The 16,736-nt window shown below is 72.9% G+C and carries 13 protein-coding genes and 1 pseudogene; 5 read left to right on the top strand and 9 right to left on the bottom strand.

Annotation, left to right across the window (positions count from 1 at the left end; translation table 11 throughout):
* Window positions 1–14: 14 nt before the first annotated feature.
* From PUW82_RS05220 to PUW82_RS05200, 5 genes are all read right to left on the bottom strand, one after another.
* Window positions 15–1,622 carry a xylulokinase gene (locus PUW82_RS05220; RefSeq protein ID WP_420792720.1) on the bottom strand — a complete coding sequence of 536 codons (1,608 nt, stop codon included), beginning with the start codon at window positions 1,620–1,622 and terminating at the stop codon, window positions 15–17.
* Window positions 1,623–1,714: 92 nt separating this feature from the next.
* Window positions 1,715–2,713: a LacI family DNA-binding transcriptional regulator gene (locus PUW82_RS05215; RefSeq protein WP_274221232.1), complete on the bottom strand. Its 999-nt coding sequence runs from the start codon at window positions 2,711–2,713 to the stop codon at window positions 1,715–1,717.
* Window positions 2,714–2,831: 118 nt separating this feature from the next.
* Window positions 2,832–3,512 (bottom strand): hypothetical protein, encoded by a 681-nt coding sequence (locus PUW82_RS05210; RefSeq protein ID WP_274221231.1) that lies wholly within the window; start codon window positions 3,510–3,512, stop codon window positions 2,832–2,834.
* A gap of 178 nt (window positions 3,513–3,690) precedes the next feature.
* A complete protein-coding gene (locus tag PUW82_RS05205) occupies window positions 3,691–4,284 on the bottom strand; it encodes a PadR family transcriptional regulator (protein WP_274221230.1) in 594 nt (197 codons plus the stop codon).
* 64 nt (window positions 4,285–4,348) lie between these two features.
* Window positions 4,349–5,446: an FUSC family protein gene (locus PUW82_RS05200; protein ID WP_274221229.1), complete on the bottom strand. Its 1,098-nt coding sequence runs from the start codon at window positions 5,444–5,446 to the stop codon at window positions 4,349–4,351.
* A gap of 72 nt (window positions 5,447–5,518) precedes the next feature.
* On the opposite strand from PUW82_RS05200, the gene PUW82_RS05195 reads away from it, so the two are divergent.
* Complete coding sequence (locus PUW82_RS05195; RefSeq protein WP_420792719.1) at window positions 5,519–6,004, top strand: DnaJ family domain-containing protein; 486 nt, start codon at window positions 5,519–5,521, stop codon at window positions 6,002–6,004.
* Window positions 6,005–6,036: 32 nt separating this feature from the next.
* Here PUW82_RS05195 and PUW82_RS05190 read toward each other — a convergent pair whose 3' ends face one another.
* Window positions 6,037–7,191 (bottom strand): cystathionine gamma-synthase, encoded by a 1,155-nt coding sequence (locus PUW82_RS05190; RefSeq protein ID WP_274221228.1) that lies wholly within the window; start codon window positions 7,189–7,191, stop codon window positions 6,037–6,039.
* 14 nt (window positions 7,192–7,205) lie between these two features.
* Window positions 7,206–8,258, bottom strand: a pseudogene (locus tag PUW82_RS05185) (pyridoxal-phosphate dependent enzyme); the annotation flags it as partial.
* Window positions 8,259–8,499: 241 nt separating this feature from the next.
* On the opposite strand from PUW82_RS05185, the gene PUW82_RS05180 reads away from it, so the two are divergent.
* Window positions 8,500–9,819: an O-acetylhomoserine aminocarboxypropyltransferase/cysteine synthase family protein gene (locus PUW82_RS05180; protein WP_274221751.1), complete on the top strand. Its 1,320-nt coding sequence runs from the start codon at window positions 8,500–8,502 to the stop codon at window positions 9,817–9,819.
* Between the two features lie 102 nt (window positions 9,820–9,921).
* Entirely contained in the window at window positions 9,922–10,491 is a 570-nt protein-coding gene (locus tag PUW82_RS05175) for a flavin reductase family protein (protein WP_274221227.1), read from the top strand.
* 8 nt (window positions 10,492–10,499) lie between these two features.
* On the opposite strand, the gene PUW82_RS05170 is transcribed toward PUW82_RS05175, so the two are convergent.
* Window positions 10,500–11,357 carry a sulfurtransferase gene (locus tag PUW82_RS05170; RefSeq protein ID WP_274221226.1) on the bottom strand — a complete coding sequence of 286 codons (858 nt, stop codon included), beginning with the start codon at window positions 11,355–11,357 and terminating at the stop codon, window positions 10,500–10,502.
* A 162-nt stretch (window positions 11,358–11,519) separates the two neighbouring features.
* On the opposite strand from PUW82_RS05170, the gene PUW82_RS05165 reads away from it, so the two are divergent.
* Together PUW82_RS05165 and PUW82_RS05160 are read left to right on the top strand one after the other, a co-directional pair.
* Window positions 11,520–12,860, top strand: coding sequence for an O-acetylhomoserine aminocarboxypropyltransferase/cysteine synthase family protein (locus tag PUW82_RS05165; protein ID WP_274221225.1), 1,341 nt, complete (start codon window positions 11,520–11,522; stop codon window positions 12,858–12,860).
* A complete protein-coding gene (locus tag PUW82_RS05160; RefSeq protein WP_274221224.1) occupies window positions 12,857–14,182 on the top strand; it encodes an LLM class flavin-dependent oxidoreductase in 1,326 nt (441 codons plus the stop codon). The genes PUW82_RS05165 and PUW82_RS05160 overlap by 4 nt, the downstream gene beginning before the upstream one ends.
* A 19-nt stretch (window positions 14,183–14,201) precedes the next feature.
* On the opposite strand, the gene PUW82_RS05155 is transcribed toward PUW82_RS05160, so the two are convergent.
* Window positions 14,202–16,682 carry an MMPL family transporter gene (locus tag PUW82_RS05155; RefSeq protein WP_274221223.1) on the bottom strand — a complete coding sequence of 827 codons (2,481 nt, stop codon included), beginning with the start codon at window positions 16,680–16,682 and terminating at the stop codon, window positions 14,202–14,204.
* Window positions 16,683–16,736: the final 54 nt, after the last annotated feature.

Genomic DNA, 16,736 nt, shown 5'->3' with positions numbered 1-16,736 from the left:
TTTCTTCTTCCGGGTTACGAGAGGGCGGCGACGGCGGCGCGTTCGATCGCGAGGCCGGCGTCGTATCGGTCGAGGTAGGCGGCGAAGCCGGCGGCATCCGCGTCGTCGGGTTCGGCGACGTCGATGGATGCCGCGGCGAACACGCGCTGCTGCAGGTAGGTGTCGAGGTCGAGATCCGCGCTGTGGTCGAGGTAGGCGGCGAGGACGGCGATGCCCCAGGCTCCGCCCTCCGAGGCGGTCTCGCCGACGGCGACGGGGGCGGCGAGTGCTGCGGCGAGGAACCGCTGCGCGACGCCGGCGGTGCGGAACATCCCGCCGTGCGCGAACATCCGGTCGAGCGCGACACCCTCGGCGTCGAGCACGCGCATGCCGAGGGCGAGCGTGCCGAACACGCCGTACAGCTGCGCGCGGATCGCGTTGCCCAGCGTGAATCGGCTGTCGGGGGTGCGCACGAACAGCGGGCGCCCCTCGTCGGTTCCCGCGATCGGCTCTCCGGCGAGGTGGTTGTACGCGAGCAGCCCGCCCGCGTCCGCCTCGCCGGCGAGCGCCTCGCGGAAGAGCGCCTCGTAGACGGCGTCGGGCTCGAGCGGGAAGCCGGCGGCGGCGGCGAATCGCTCGAACATGCCCGCCCACGCGGCGAGCTCGCTGGCTCCGTTGTTGCAGTGCACCATCGCGACGAGGTCGCCCGCGGGGGTGGTGACGACGTCGATCTCGTGGTGCATGCTCTGCAGCGGGCGCTCGAGCACCACCATCGCGAAGATGCTCGTGCCGGCGCTGACGTTGCCGGTGCGCGGCGCGACCGCAGCCGTCGCCACCATGCCGGTGCCGGCATCGCCCTCGGGCGGGCAGAACGGAACGCCGGGGCGCAGGGCGCCGGACGGATCGAGCAAGGCCGCACCCGCGGGCGTCAACGACCCGGCTGCCTGTCCCGCGACGCGCACCGCGGGCAGCAGCGAGCGCAGGTCGGCGGGCAGCCGGCCCGCCGCGTGTGCGTCGAAGAGGTCGACGCGGCGCTGGTCGTAGTCGCGGGTCGCGGGGTCGATGGGGAACATGCCCGACGCGTCGCCGACGCCGAGCACCTTCTCGCCCGTCAGGCGTCCGTGGACGTAGCCGGCGAGGGTCGTGACGAATCGGATGTCGGCGACGTGCGGCTCGTCGTCGAGCACCGCCTGGTGCAGATGAGCGATGGACCAGCGCAGCGGGATGTTGATGCCGAGCAGCGCGCTGAGCTCGGCCGCGGCCGGACCCGTGCTCGTGTTGCGCCACGTGCGGAACGGCACGAGCAGCTCGTCGGACGCGTCGAACGCGAGGTAGCCGTGCATCATGGCCGACACGCCGATCGCACCGAAGGTCTCGGGAGTGACGCCGTGGGCGGCGCGCACGTTCGCGACGAGGTCGGCGTAGGCGGCCTGCACCCCCGACCACACGTCATCGAGCGCGTACGTCCAGCGCCGATCCTCGAAGCGGTTCTCCCACGCGTGAGACCCCGTCGCGATGACATCGGTGGGGTCGGGCCCGACCAGGCATGCCTTAATGCGGGTCGAGCCGAACTCGATGCCCAGACTGGTGCGACCGGCGACGATGTCGTCGCGAGTGGCGCTGTTGGTCACGGATGCCTCCATTGGTCGAGCCGCGGTGCGATCATGTTACCGGTAACAGAGCGCGGGCACCACCACCGGCACCAGCCCGGTGCGCAAGCGCGCCGGGCGCCGACTCAGCGCGACCGGGTGGACGCGCGCACGACGAGGCGCGGCGGCTCGGGCGCGGCCGGGTGCGGCTCGCCCAGCAGCACGGCGACGCAGCGTCGCGCCTCGCCGGCGATGTCGAGACGCACCGTCGTCAGCGCCGGCCGGTAGAAGGCGGCATCCGGGTGGTCGTCGAATCCGACGACGCTCACGTCGCGCGGCACCGACACCCCGAGGGCGTCGAGCCCCGAGATCAACCCGAGGGCCATCTGATCGTTCGCGACGACGAACGCCGTCGGCGGATCGGTGCCGCGCAGCGCGTCGGCGATCGGGGCCGCGAGAGCCGCGCCCGACCCAGCGGACCAGTCCCCCGCCCATCGGCCCGCCGCGGTCAGGTCGTGACGCGCGAGCGCGTCGGCCGCGCCGCGGTCGCGCGCGATCGCCTCGAGCCATTCCGACGGACCCGAGACCTGCCCGATGCGGCGGTGTCCGAGCTCGACGAGGTGGTCGACGGCGAGCGCGGCGCCCTCGGCCTGCCGCTGCGCGGGCGCCGACGCGTCCCCCGGAAGCGACACGATCGGCACCCCCGATCGCGCGAGGTCGAGCGCTTCGATCGCCGTGGTGTGGGGGGCGACGAGGACGATGCCGTCCACCCCCTGCGCGAGCAGGTGCTCGGCGGCCTCCGCGACGCTCGCGGCGTCGACGCCGTCCGCGTAGGCCGTCGCGGTCCACCGCCCCGCCGACCGAGCCGCGCGTTCGAGCGCGGCGATGCCTGCGGCCGGGCCGAAGAGGTCGATGTCGGAGGCGAGGACGCCGATGGTGCGCGTCGTCGCCGTTCCGAGGCTGCGCGCGGCGTTGTTGACGCGGTAGCCGAGCTCGGCCATCGCGGCCACGACGCGGTCGCGGGTCTCGGGCCGGATGTGGGGGTGGTCGTTGAGCACGCGCGAGACCGTCTGCGTCGACACGCCGGCCGCAGCGGCGACATCCCGCACGCCCACGCGCAGCCGACCGGGCGCCTCTTCGCTCATGCCGCCAGGCTAGCGGGCGGGCTCACGCCCCCGGCGCGCCGACGGGCGGCACCGACCGTGGTCGATGCCGCCCGTGCGGATGGGTGCGGCGGCCGGGATGCGCCCGCCGCGCCGTGGATCAGCGGTCGCCGAGGATGCCGCCCACGAGGTCGTCGACGTCGGACGAGACGTCGCCGACGAGGTTGTCGACCGTGTTGTCGACGGTGTTCTCGATGCCGCTCGTGAGGTCGCCGGTGCTGACGTCGCCCGTGCCCACGTCGGTGCCGTTGCCGAGGTCGGTGTCGGCCTGGTTGCCGGTGCCCGCCTCGTTGCCGTTTCCGGTCTCGTTTCCGTTGCCGGTCTCGTTGCCCGAGCCGACCTCGTTGCCGTTGCCGCTGCCGTTGCCGACCTCGTTGCCCGAGCCGATCGGGGCGTCCACGGCGGTGTCGTTGCCCGAGCCGATCGGGGCGTTGGTCTCGTTGCCCGAGGCGATCGGGGTGTCGTTGCCCGACAGGAGCGCGCCGTTGCCGACGTCGCTGATGAGCGGGCCGTTGACGAGGCCGCCGTCGAGACCGAGGTTGCCGATGGCGGCGTTCTCGCCGACCGCGTTGCCGTTCGCGTCGAGCACGCCGTCGATGAACGTCGACAGCGCGTCGAACGACGACGACACATCGGTCGAGGTGTTCGTGTCGGTGGTGGACGAGTCGACGGACGTGCTGTCGTCGGCCGACGCGGGCAGAGCGAATCCGGCGGTGGCGATCGCGGCGACGCCGAGGCCTGCCGTGCCGAAGAATGCTGCTCGCTTCAGGTTCGTACGCATGTCTCTTCCTTCCATCACGTCCCGCAGAGTTGCGGCACGGGGGGCTATCCGGGACGACCCCCGGATGCGGATTGGACGACTTCGACGCGATCGGGTCGAACGCCCCGGATGCCCGCGCCGCGATCCGCATCCTCGTGCGGATCGCGGCGGTTTCCTGGCAGTCGCCTGAGAAGGGCGCTCAGGCGGCGCGGCGAGCGGGCCGGCCGCGCTTGGGCCGGACGGTCGACAGCTCGAGCCCCAGGGTGCGCTCGGGGCGCTGCCCCAGCCTCTGCTCGACGTGCTCGAGCCACCGCAGTTCGGCCTCGACGGCGAAGATCATCGAGTCGGTGACGAGCGACCATGCGAGCTGCTCGGGCCCGTCGGCATCCGGGCCCGGGTAGACCGCGGCGCGCAGCTCCGCCGCCTGAGCGAGCGAGGCGCGGCGCTGCTCCTGGATCACTCCGGCGACATCGACTCCGGGCAGCGTCGCGGCCACCGCGAGCTTGATGGCCAGCTCGTCACGCGTACCCGACGGACGCTCGACGGGCGAACGCAGCCACGACGACACCTCGGCGCGACCGGCATCCGTGATCTGCCAGTACACGTGACCCTGCTCGTCGACCGCGCCCTTCTCGACGAGCCCGTCGCGCTCGAGCCGGTCGAGCGTGTTGTAGATCTGGCCCACGTTGAGCGGCCACGTCGAGCCGGTGCGACGGTCGAACTCCGACCGCAGCTGATACCCGTAGCACGGGCCTTGGTCGAGGATCGCCAGCAGGCTCAGTCGCACCGACATGATGTCCTTCCGCCTACCGGGTATGCAGTTTGCGAGTATATACATACCCGGTATGCCCGATCGCTCATGCGGCGGCGCGCGGCGTTCTGCCCCGGACGACGATCAGGCTGCTGAGCGTCCCGAGCGCCGCACCGACGGCGGTGTCGACGACGCGCTCAATCGCGAGCTCGGGCCCGCTCCCGCCCGCCGCGCCCAGGATGAGCAGCACGAGCGGGGTGATGAACAGCAGCGCGAGCGCGTAATGCCGCACGACGACGAGCTCGACGACGAACTGCAGCGCCCCGAGGACCACACCCAGCACGATCCCCGGCAGCGGGACGAACGCGATCGCGAGGTACACGCCCGCACCGACAGCGGTCCCGAGGGCCCGATGGATGCCGCGCGAGAGCGCCACCCGACGGCTCGTGCTCACGCCCAGCACGGCGATCCCCGCCCCCACGATCCAGTACGCCCGCTCGGGATCGACGACGAGCGACGCCGCGGTGCCGACGATCGCCACGGCGGCCGCCCGCACGACGAGCGTGCGAGCCTCGGTTTCGCGGTGGGCGCGCGGAAAGAGCGCCGACAGCGGGCGCGGCGGCGTGCGGCGATGCTTCGATCGCAGCGCGGGGATCGCCGTCACGACCCACGCGAACGCGAGCGAGGCCGCGAGCACCGCGAGGTAGAGCCCGGGATCGAGGCCGCGGTGCGACGCGGTCGGTGCCGTCACGTGTGCCGAGAGCCCATAGATGAGAACCGGGAACAAGGGCCCGGGCGGCCCCACGGAGAGCCCGAAGACGAGCGCGGATGCCGCAACGGCGACCACCACGAGGCCCGCGGCGACCACGACGGGACCGAGGACGGCGGCGAGCACCCCCGCGGCCGCGCACGCCCCCAGCAGGGCGGCGACGATCGGGACGACCACGATCCGCTCGCGCGGCGTGAAACGACCGCCGTAGAGCGTGGCGAACGCGCCCGTCGCGGCGAGCAGGCCGATGCTCTCGTAACCGATCGCCGACAGCGCGACCACGGGCACCGCCATCGCCGTCGCCGCCTGCAGCCCGAGATGCCAACGCGGTCCGGGCGCCGGGCCGAACCGGGTCAGGCTGCGCCCGAGCTCGCCCGCCTCGCGCCGCCACCACGACTGCGGGACGGGATCGGCGGCAGGATCGGCGGCAGGCATTGCTCCATTCTCTCCCGTCGCGCGCCGGCGCCGCCGCTCTCGGCCGACCCTAGGCTGGAGGAGGAGAACGACATGAGCGACGATGCCCCCGCCACCCCGCCCGGTCCGCGCGAGCGCGCCGCCTACATCGAGACGTCCATCCAGCAGGCGATCCGCCGCGGCGACTTCGACGACCTGCCCGGAGCCGGCAAGCCGATCGAGGGCCTCGGCGACGAGCACGACCCCGACTGGTGGATCCGGCGCAAGATCCGCACCGAACAGCTCACGGGCCTCGGGCCGCCCGCACTCATGCTGCGCACCGAGCACGTCGAGTTCGATGCCCGTGCCGACGCGTTGAGCCGCGAAGAGGACGTGCGCGAGTACGTCTCGGACTTCAACCGACGCGTGATCGAGGCGCGCCGTCAGCTACTCGGGGGCCCGCCGGTCGTGACCCCGACCCGCGACGTCGAGGCCGAGGTCGCCGCGTGGCGGGCGAGACGAGCGGATGCCGCCCGAGCAGCGGCATCCGATTCCTCCTCCGATCCGCCCCGGCGCCGACGCCTCTTCCGTCGCGGCTGAACCGGCGGGGGCGGGGCGAGGCGCAACCGGCGTCAGCGCAGCGCCTGCTCCACGTCGGCGAGCAGGTCGTCGACGTCCTCGATGCCCACCGACAGCCGCACCACCTCGACGGGCACGGCCGCCTCCGTGCCCCGCACCGAAGCGTGGGTCATGGCATCGGGGTAGTTCACGAGCGACTCGACGCCGCCGAGCGACTCCGCGAGCTGGAACAGCCGCGTCGACTCGGCGAAGCGACGCGCGGCCTCGCCCGACTCCAGCGCGAGCGAGAGCATGCCGCCGAAGCGCGTCATCTGCCGTGCCGCGAGCTCGTGCCCCGGGTGCGACGCCAGGCCCGGGTAGTACACCCGGGCGACGCGGTCGTGTCCCTCGAGGAAGGACGCGATGGCGCCGGCGTTCTCGCTGTGGCGCTGCATGCGCACATCGAGCGTCTTGATGCCGCGCGTCGTCAGCCACGCGTCCATCGGCCCCGACACCGCGCCGGCGGCGTACTGCAGGAACCCGATTTGCTCGGCCAGCGCCTCGTCGTCGAGGATCAGCGCACCGCCGACCACGTCGGAGTGTCCGCCGAGGTACTTCGTCGTGGAGTGCACCACGACGTCGGCGCCGAGGGCGAGCGGTCGCTGCAGGGCCGGCGTGGCGAAGGTGTTGTCGACGACGACGAGCGACCCCGCCTCGTGGCCGATCGCGGCGAGCCCGGCGATGTCGGTGATGCGCAGCAGCGGGTTCGACGGGGTCTCGACCCACAGCACCTTCGGCGCGCGCTCGCGCACCGCTGCACGCACGGCGTCGAGGTCGCTCATGTCGACGACGCGGAGCCCGATGCCCCACGGTGCGAGCACGCGGGCGATCAGCCGGTGCGTCCCGCCGTAGACGTCGTTGCCGAGCAGCACCTCGTCGCCGGGCTGCAGCGCCGCACGCAGCAGCACGTCCTCGGCGGCGAGCCCGGACGCGAACGAGAAGCCGTGCGCCCCGCCCTCGAGCGCCGCGAGCTGCTGCTGCAGCGCCGTGCGGGTCGGGTTGCCGGAACGACCGTATTCGTACCCGCCGCGCAGACCGCCGATGCCGTCCTGAGCGAACGTCGTCGAGAAGTGGACCGGCGGGATGACGGCGCCGGTGGTGGGGTCGAACTGCTGGCCGGCGTGGACGGCGAGGCTCGCGAGTCCGTGGGCCGCTTCGTGGGTGCTCATGCGTCGTTCCTCGGGTCGGTGACGGTCGGGTCGGTGAGGGTCGGGGCGGTGCCGGTCAGGTCGGTGCCGGTCGGGTCGGTGCCGGATGTGTGGGTCGTGGGCTGATCGGGCAGGAGGTCGGCGAAGCCCCGCGCCCGCATCCAGTCGTCGTCGAAGATCTTCGACAGGTAGCCGCGTCCGTGGTCGGGCAGCAGCACGACGACGACGTCATCGGGGCCGAGCCCCCGAGCCGTGCGCAGCGCCGCGACGACGGCCATGCCCGACGATCCGCCGACGAACAGCCCCTCTTCGCGCGCGAGCCGCCGCGTCATCGCGAAGGACTCGCGGTCGCCGACGCGCTCGTACCGGTCGACGACGGTGGGGTCGAAGGTGCCGGGCCAGAAGTCCTCGCCGACGCCCTCGACGAGGTAGGGCGCGACGTCGCCGCTGTAGATCGATCCCTCGGGGTCGGCTCCGACGATGGTGACCGCACCGTTCGAGGTCTCGCGAAGGTAGCGCCCGGTGCCGGTGACGGTGCCGCCGGTGCCGACGCCCGCGACGAAGTGGGTCACCCGGCCGTCGGTGTCGCGCCAGATCTCGGGCCCCGTCGTCTCGTAGTGCGCGCGGGGGCCGTTCGTGTTCGCGAACTGGTTCGGCTTGAACGCGCCGGGGATCTCCCGCGCCAGCCGGTCCGAGACGCTGTAGTACGAGTCCGGGTGGTCGGGCGGGACGCTCGTCGGCGTCATGACGACCTCGGCGCCGTACGCCCGGAGCACCGCGACCTTCTCGCCGGCGAACTTGTCGGGCACGACGAACACCATGCGGTAGCCGCGCTGCTGCGCCACGAGGGCGAGCCCGACGCCGGTGTTGCCGCTCGTGGGCTCAACGATCGTCCCGCCGGGGCGCAGCAGGCCGTCGCGTTCGGCGGCGTCGATGATGCGCGACGCGATGCGGTCCTTCGCCGAGCTGCCGGGGTTGAAGTACTCGATCTTCGCCAGCACGGTCGCCGCGATGTCGCCGGTCACCCGGTTCAGGCGGACGAGCGGTGTGTTGCCGACGAGTTCGGCGATGTTGTCTGCGTAACGCACGAGGGTGTCCTCAGGATGTCCGCGCGCTCAGAGGCGCGGTGCTGTCGGGGGTCGTCGGAGGGGTGCCCGGGGCGGGCACTCAGCGGCAACAGCGACAGGTTCGCACGCGACCACCCTAAGCGACGCGGCGGCGGGTGTCGAGCACGGCGTTTGTCGCCGTGTGACGCCCCGATCGGATGCCGCACCGGCGGCGCCCTAGCCTGAGGGGGTGACCCCGCCGCTCGACGATCCGACGCACGAGATCCTGCCGCCGCGCTACGACTGGCACGGGTTCGGCTTCGACACGCGACAGGTGCACGCGGGCGAGACCGCCGAGCCGGGGCACGGCGCCCGGATCACGCCGGTGTACCTCACCGCCGCCTACCGCTTCGACTCCTTCGCGCAGGCCGAGGCACGCTTCACCGGAGCCGACGACGGCCAGCTGTACTCGCGCAACCTCAACCCGACGCATCAGGTCGCCGAGCGGCGCATCGCCTCGCTCGAAGGCGGCAGCGGCGCCATCGTCGTCGGCTCGGGGCAGGCCGCGATCACCGCGGTGCTGCTGGGTCTCGCGGGCGCGGGCGAGCGCATCGTCTCGACCGCCAGCATCTACAGCGGCACGCGCATCCTCTTCGACCGCACCTTCGCGCGCCTGGGGGTCGCGAGCGACTACGTGCGCGACGCCCGCGACGAGGCCGCGTGGGACGCCGCGATCGGTCCCGCCACGAAGGCCATCTTCATCGAGACCATCCCGAACCCGAAGAACGACCTCGTCGATGTCGTCGCCGTCTCGCGGATCGCGCGCCGCCACGGCATCCCGTTGATCGTCGACAACACCGTCGCGACCCCGTACCTCATCCGTCCGCTCGAGCTCGGCGCCGACGTCGTCATCCACTCGTCGACGAAGTTCCTCTCCGGTCACGGGGCCGCCCTCTCGGGCGCGATCGTCGACGGCGGACGCTTCGACTGGGTCGGCTCATCGCGCGCGTACCCGGGGCTCACCGAGGCCGGGACGGCCGGCAAGCCCTCGTACGTCGAGGCGTACGGCGAGCGCGCGCTCGAGGCGTATCTGCGGTTCGGGATCGTCAACGACCTGGGCGCGGCCCTGTCGCCGGTGAACTCGTTCCTGCTGCAGCAGGGCATCGAGACACTGTCGTTGCGGATGGAGCGCCACCTCGCGAACGCCGCCGCCGTCGCGGCCTGGCTCGACGCGCATCCCGCCGTCGAGAGCGTCGACTTCGCCGGGTTGCCCGACAACCCCTTCCACGACATCGCGCGGGACCGGTTCGGCGGCCACGCCGGTTCGGTCTTCGCGTTCACGGTCCGGGGCGGTCGCGACGCCGCCGAGGCGTTCATGGACGCCCTGCAGGTGTTCAGCCGCATGACCAACATCGGCGACGTCCGCTCGATGGCGCTGCATCCGGCCACGACGACGCACGTGTCGTTCCCCGCCGACGAGCGCGCACGCCTCGGCATCGGCGACGGCCTCGTGCGCCTGTCGATCGGCATCGAGACCGTCGACGACCTGATCGCGGACCTGTCGCAGGGACTGGATGCCGCGACGCGACGCGTCGGCGCGTGACGCCGGGGCTCCGGCATCCGACGGCCGTCACATGCCGTCATCGACCGTCTCGATCGGTCACGGAACATGTGACGGCCCCCGCGGGTTACTAACGTCGTGATCATGTCGCAGCCGAACCTCGACCCCTCCGCAGAGCACCCTTCTCGTCACCTGGGCGCTTCGCTGTCCGCCGACGAGTTCAAGACCCTGTTCCGCGGACACCCGGGCGGGGTCGCGGTCATCACCGCCGACGCCGGCGACGGTCCCGTCGCCCTCACGGCGACGTCGGTGTCCTCGGTGAGCGCCGACCCGCCCCTGCTCGTCTTCTCGGTCTCGGCGCAGTCGTCGGCATCGGCGGTGCTGTCGAACGCCGAGACGGTCGTCGTGCACCTCCTCGACGCCGACGACCTGCCGCTCGCGAAGCTCGGTGCCACGAGCGGCGTCGACCGCTTCGCCGACACGACGGCCTGGTCGCGGCTGACCACCGGCGAGCCCGTATACCGGGGCGTGCGCGCCTGGGTGCGCTGCGCCGTCGTCTCGCGCATGGACGCGGGCGGGTCGATCGTCATCGCCGGGCACGCCCTGCAGTCGCACGTCGAGCGCGACGTCGAGCCCGGTGGCCACGGCGACGCCCTCGTCTACCACAACCGCACCTGGCACCGCCTCAGCGAGCGGTCCGCCATCGAGGCCTGAGCGACCGCTCAGACCACCCCGATCGCCGCCGCCGGGGCCGATCCCGTCGCGACGGGGCGGCCCCGGTCCCGCGACCATTGGCTCCACGAGCCGGCGAACACCCGCACCCGCGGATAGCCCGCGACGGCGAACGCGAGAGCGGTATGCGCTGAGGCGATGCCCGAGCTGCATGTGAGGACGACGTCGGTGTCGTGCGCGATGCCCACGGTCGCGAGCGCAGCGCGGATCTCGTCGGGGCCGCGGAGCAGCCCGTCCGGGGCGATGTGGGTGACGGTCGGCAGGTTGACCGCGCCCGGGATGTGCCCCGCCACGGGATCGAGCCCGGCCGCCTGGCCGCGGTAGTGCTGCGGCGCGCGGACGTCGAGCAGCACGCCGTGCCGCGGGGCCACCGCCGCGTCGTCGATGTCGGCCCACCCGCCGCGGGCCTCGCCCAGCCGGATGTGCCCGCCGGCAGCGGCCCGGTCGCTGCGCTCGAGCCGCCTGCCCGAGGCGATCCACGCGCGGAAGCCGCCGTCGAGCACGCGGACGTCGAGGCCGTGGCGACGCAGCAGCCACCACGCCCGCGCGGCGGCGACCCCGTCGTTGTCGTCGTAGGCGACGAGCCGATCCCCCGGCTGCACGCCCCAGCGACGGGCCGCGGCTTCGAGGTCGTCGCGCGCCGGCAACGGATGCCGCCCCTGCTCGGGCCGACCGGGGCGCGCGAGCTCGCGCTCGAGGTCGACGTACACCGCGCCCGGCAGGTGCCCCGCGAGGTAGTCGGGACGCCCCTCGGCGCGATCGAGGCGCCAGCGCACGTCGAGCAGACGCACCGGCACGCCCGCCGCCAGCTCGGCGGCGAGGTCGTCGACGCTCACCAGGGGGGACATGCTCCCATGGTCATCAGCGCCTGCGCGGGTGTCCTCCCCTACCGAAACACGCGGAAACGCGAGCACACACGACGACACACGGATGCCGCCGGGCGCGGCCCGCGTGACCCTTCGTGACGACGGCACCCCGCGCCGCGCGGAGCGAGCCGTACAGTTTCGGCCATGTCCGCACCCGAGACCTCCGACGCGCCCCTGGCCTTCGCGACACGTCAGCTGCATGCCGGCGCTCGCGGCTTCGACGCCCACGGCGCCCGCGCGACGCCCATCTATCTGACCGCGGGCTTCGAGTTCGACGACCTCGGCGACGGCGAGGCGCGCTTCGCCGACCCCGACACGGGGTACAGCTACACGCGCGTCGGCAACCCGACAGCCGCGGCCGCGGAACGCCGGATCGCCGATCTCGAGGGCGGCATCGGCGCGCTGCTGGTCGGCAGCGGCCAGGCGGCGACCACGACGGCGCTGCTGACGATCCTCGAAGCGGGCGACCACGTGGTCGCGGCGTCGGGCATCTACGAGGGCACACGCGAACTGCTGCGCTCCGACCTCGGCCGGCTCGGCATCACGACCGACTTCGTGGCCGATCCCCGCGACCCCGGCGCGTGGGAGGCGGCGATCGGGCCGCACACGCGCGCCCTCGTCGCCGAGTCCATCGCGAACCCGCGGGGCGGCGTGCTCGACGTGCCCGCCGTCGCGGCGATCGCGCACCGCCACGGCATCCCCCTGATCGTCGACTCGACGCTCGCGACGCCGTACCTGCTGCGGCCGCTCGAGCTGGGCGCCGACATCGTCGTGCACTCCGCGTCGAAGTTCCTCGCCGGCCACGGCACGGCACTCGGCGGCGTGGTCGTCGACGGGGGGCGCTTCCGCTGGGACGCGGTGCCCGGACGGTTCCGCCAGATCGCCGGCGAGCGCGGCCCCGACGGCCGCACGTTCGTCGAACGCTCCGGTGAGCGGGCCTTCCTGAGCGCCGCCCGTCGCGTCGCGATGCGTTTCGGTCCTGCGCCTTCGCCACTCAACGCCTTCCTGCTGCTGCAGGGCATCGAGACGCTGTCGCTGCGGGTGGAGCGCCAGTCCGGGACGGCCGCGCAGCTGGCCGCGTGGCTCGAGCGACGCCCCGAGGTCGTCGGCGTGGACTACAGCGGTCTGCCCTCGCACCCCGACCACGACCTCGCCGTCCGACTACTGCCGCACGGCCGAGGGGCGCTGTTCTCGTTCACCCTGGCCGGCGGCCGCGCCGCCGCCGCGGCCTTCACCGATGCGGTGCGCCTGTTCACCCCGATGACGCACCTCGGCGACGTGCGCTCGCTGGTGCTGCATCCCGCCTCGACGACGCACGCGCAGCGCGCCGACGACGAGCTCGAGCGCATCGGCATCGGCCCGGGACTGCTGCGTCTGTCGATCGGGCTCGAGGACGCCGCCGACCTCATCGCCGACCTGGACCGCGGCCTCGCCGCTGCTGCCGCAGCCGTGCCCGCGCGCGAACTCGAGGCGGTGCCGGCATGACGCGGACGCAGCACTTCGGGTGGTTCCTCTCACGCGGATTCGGTCCGCACGGCTGGGCTCGTCCCTACCAGCGCTGGGACTGGGCCTGGCAGCGCCCCGATCTGTACCAGCAGTCGGCGCGCGAACTGGAGCGCGCAGGATTCGACTTCGTCCTGATCGAGGACGCCCTCTCGATCGGCATCACCCCCGAGACGCTGAACCTGCGCGTGCGCAAGGCCTACGGCGGCCCGAAGCACGACCCGTGGACGCTCGCCCCGTACCTGTTCGCCGCGACGCAGCACCTGGGCGTCATCCCCACGGTGAACCCGGCCGCGTGGCCGCCCTACCTCGCGGCGCGCCAGTTCGCGTCGCTGCAGCACCTCAGCGGCAGCCGGCTGGGGCTCAACGTCGTGACCGACGTCGGCTCCGCGCATCACTTCGGCACCGAGCGCCTGGGCCACGACGCCGCGTACGACCGGGCCCAGGAATGGCTCGACGCGCTGCGGCTGCTGTGGCACAGTTGGGACGAGGGAGCCCTCATCGCCGACCCCGAGACGCAGATCTACGCGGACGGGTCGAAGATCCGCGCCGTGCAGCATCGCGGCGAGTACTTCTCGTTCGACGGTCCGCTCAACGCCGAGCCGCTACCGTCCGGCGACCCGATCGTCGCCTCGCCGGGCGGATCGCCGCGCGGCATCGGATTCGCCGGTGCGAACTCCGAGATCCAGCTCGCCCTGTCGAACCTCGACCCCGCGAGCATCCGCGCCTACCGCACCCGCGTGCGCGAGGCGGCCCTGGCCGCGGGACGCGACGCCGACGCGATCAAGACCTTCTTCGTGTTCAAGCCGATCGTGGCGAGCTCGACCGACGAGGCCGATCGCCTCGTCGCGGCCTCACGCCATCCCGACGAGGGCACGTTACGCGAGGTCGCCGAGGCGTGGTCGAGCGACCTCGAGACCGACCTGACCTCGCTCGACCTCGACCGCGCGCTCGATCCGGCGATCTTCGGCGACCACGTCTCGAAAGGCACGATCCGGGGTCTGCTCGGGCGCTACGGCGACTTCTCGGAGGCACCGCTGCGCGACATCCTCGCCGGCAAGGCCCGGCTGGGTCGCGTGACCGACGGCGCCGGCGGGACGGTCGGCACGGCCGAGGAGATCGCCGACGTCATCCAGGCGCTGGGTGACGACGCCGACAACGACGGACTGATCTTCTCGGGCGACCTGCACCCCGTCACCCTGCACCGCGCACTCGACGAGCTCGTCCCGGTGCTGCGCCGGCGCGGCATCCTGCGGTCGGAGTACACCGGCCGAGGCCTGCGCACCGACCTCGACGCGTTCTGACCGGCCCCGGCCGCCGCACTCAGACGTGCGGGTGGGTGCGCTCGAGCTTGGCGCCCTCGACGTCGACATCGGGCAGGATGCGGTCGAGCCAGCGCGGCAGCCACCACGCGCCGCGACCGATCAGGTGCATGAGCGCCGGCATCAGCAGCATCCGGACGACCAGGGCGTCGACGAGGATGCCGAAGGCGAGACCGAAGCCCATCGAGCGGATGATCGTCGCCTCGGCGAAGATGAACCCGCCGAACACCGACACCATGATCAGCGCCGCCGCGATCACGACCGACCGACCGGCGCGGAAGCCCTGCATCACCGCCAGGCGGGCGTCCGACCCGTGGACGTACGCCTCGCGCATGCCGGACGCGAGGAACAGCTGGTAGTCCATCGCGAGCCCGAACAGGATGCCGACGAGGATGACCGGCAGGAAGTTCAGGATCGGCCCCGTCGTGTGCAGTCCGATCAGCTCGGCGCCCCAGCCCCACTGGAACACCGCGACGACCGCGCCGTACGTGGCGAACAGCGACAGGATGAAGCCGCCGGTCGCGATCAGCGGCACCACGAGCGAGCGGAACACGACGATCATGATGATCAGCGACAGCCCGACCACGACGGCGAGGTAGATCGGCAGGATGCCGACGAGTCCCTCGGAGATGTCGATGTTGATGGCGGCCTGACCGGCGACGCCGAGGGCGTACTCGCCGTCGACCGGCGGCAGGGAGCGCAGATCGCGCACGAGGTCCTCGGTGGCGACGCTGCTCGGCCCCTCCGTGGGGATGACCTGGAAGGCGGCGATCGCGCCGCTGTCCGACACCGCGATCGGCGCGACGGCACTGACGTGCTCGCGCTCGCTGATCGCCTCGGCCACCGCCACCTGCGCGCGCAGCCGCTCGGTCTCGTCGAGGCCGCTCGGCAGGCTGGCCGTGACCAGCAGCGGTGAGTTCGCCCCGGCACCGAAGGCGTCCTCGGTGAGCTCGAACGCACGCTGACCGTACGACCCCTCGGGCTCAGATGCGCCGTCGGGCAGCCCGACGCGCATCGACAGCGCAGGGACGGCGAGGACGAGCAGCAGCCCGACCGACACGACCGCGGTCGTCACGGCGCGCCACGTCGGCATGGCGCGCGTCGGGGTCGTGACGGCATCCGCCTGACCGATGCGGGCGCGAGCGCGCCGGCCGAGCACCCGCGTGCCCAGCAGGCCGAGCAGGGCGGGCAGCAGCGTGATGGCGATCAGCACCGCGATGGCGACGCACACCGCGCCGGCCGTTCCCATCAGGCCGAGGAACGGGATGCCGGTGATGTTGAGCGCCAGCAGCGCCACGACGACCGTCGAGCCGGCGAAGACGACCGCGTTGCCGGCCGTGCCGCCGGCCAGGCCGATCGACTCGTGCAGGTCGATGCCGCGCAGCAGCTGCTTGCGGTGCCGGTTGAGCACGAACAGCGCGTAGTCGATGCCGACCGCGAGACCGAGCATGACACCGAGGACGGGCGTCACCGAGGCCATCGGCACGACGCCCGAGAGCGACAGGACGCCGAGCACGCCGACGCCCACGCCGACCAGCGCCGTCACGAGCGGCAGCGCCGCCGCGATGAGGCTGCCGAGCATGACCAGCAGGACGATCGCGGCGACGGCCACACCGACGGCCTCGCCGATGCCGAGGATCTTCGGCACGCCCTGCGAGATCTCCGTCGAGAAACCGACCTCGACACCGTCGATCGGCTCTGCGGTGAAGTGCTCGACGACCGCCTGCTTCGACGCCTCGGCCAGTTCGAGGCGGGGCTCGGTGAAGGCGACGTTGACGGTCGCGGTCGCCCCGTCCTCCGACACGAGCGCGATGCCGTCGGCGAGCTCGAGCAGACGCGCGCCGAGCTGCGCGGTCTCGGACTGCGTTTCGAGCTCGGTACGACCGGCATCCAGCTGCGCCTGCTGCGCCTCGAGCTCGGCGAGACCGGCGTCGAGCTGCGCCTGCTGCGCGTCGAGCTGGGCTTGCACCACGGGCGGCGCACCCGCGGCCTGGGCGCGTGCGGCGTCGAGCTGGGCCTGACCCGCCTCGAGCTGCGCCCGGCCCTCGTCGAGCTGCGCCTGACCGGCGTCGAGCTGCGCGCGGGCCGCGTCGATCTGCGCGCGGCCGTCGGCCACCTGCTGCGCCTGACCCTGGCGCTGCTGCTCGGAGATGAACGGATCGTTGACCGTCGCGACATCCGGCAGGTCGGTCGCCGTGGCCACGAGGTCGGAGATCGCGCGGCGCTGGTCGTCGGTGAGCGCGCCGTCCTCGGCGTGGAAGACGACGGTGCCCGACGCGCCCGCGAAGTCGGGCAATTCGTCGGCGAGCTCGTCGGTGACCTTCGACGAGGCCGTGCCCGGGATGTCGAAGCTCGACGACAACCCGCCGAAGCCGAGCGCGAAGGCTCCCCCGGCCACACCCAGCACGGCGATCCACGCGACGATGACGAGCCAGGCGCGCCGCGCCGCTCCCTTGCTCAGGCGGTACAGCAGCTCGGCCATCGGAGTTCTCCTTCGGGGCGGTGCGCCTTGACGAGACGCTGCGTCTCGTCAAGC

This window comes from Microbacterium thalli (assembly GCF_028737325.1).
GTDB classification, from domain to species: domain Bacteria; phylum Actinomycetota; class Actinomycetes; order Actinomycetales; family Microbacteriaceae; genus Microbacterium; species Microbacterium thalli.
The sequence above is the reverse complement of the archived record's forward strand: the minus strand, read 5'-3'. Positions and strand labels throughout refer to the sequence as shown.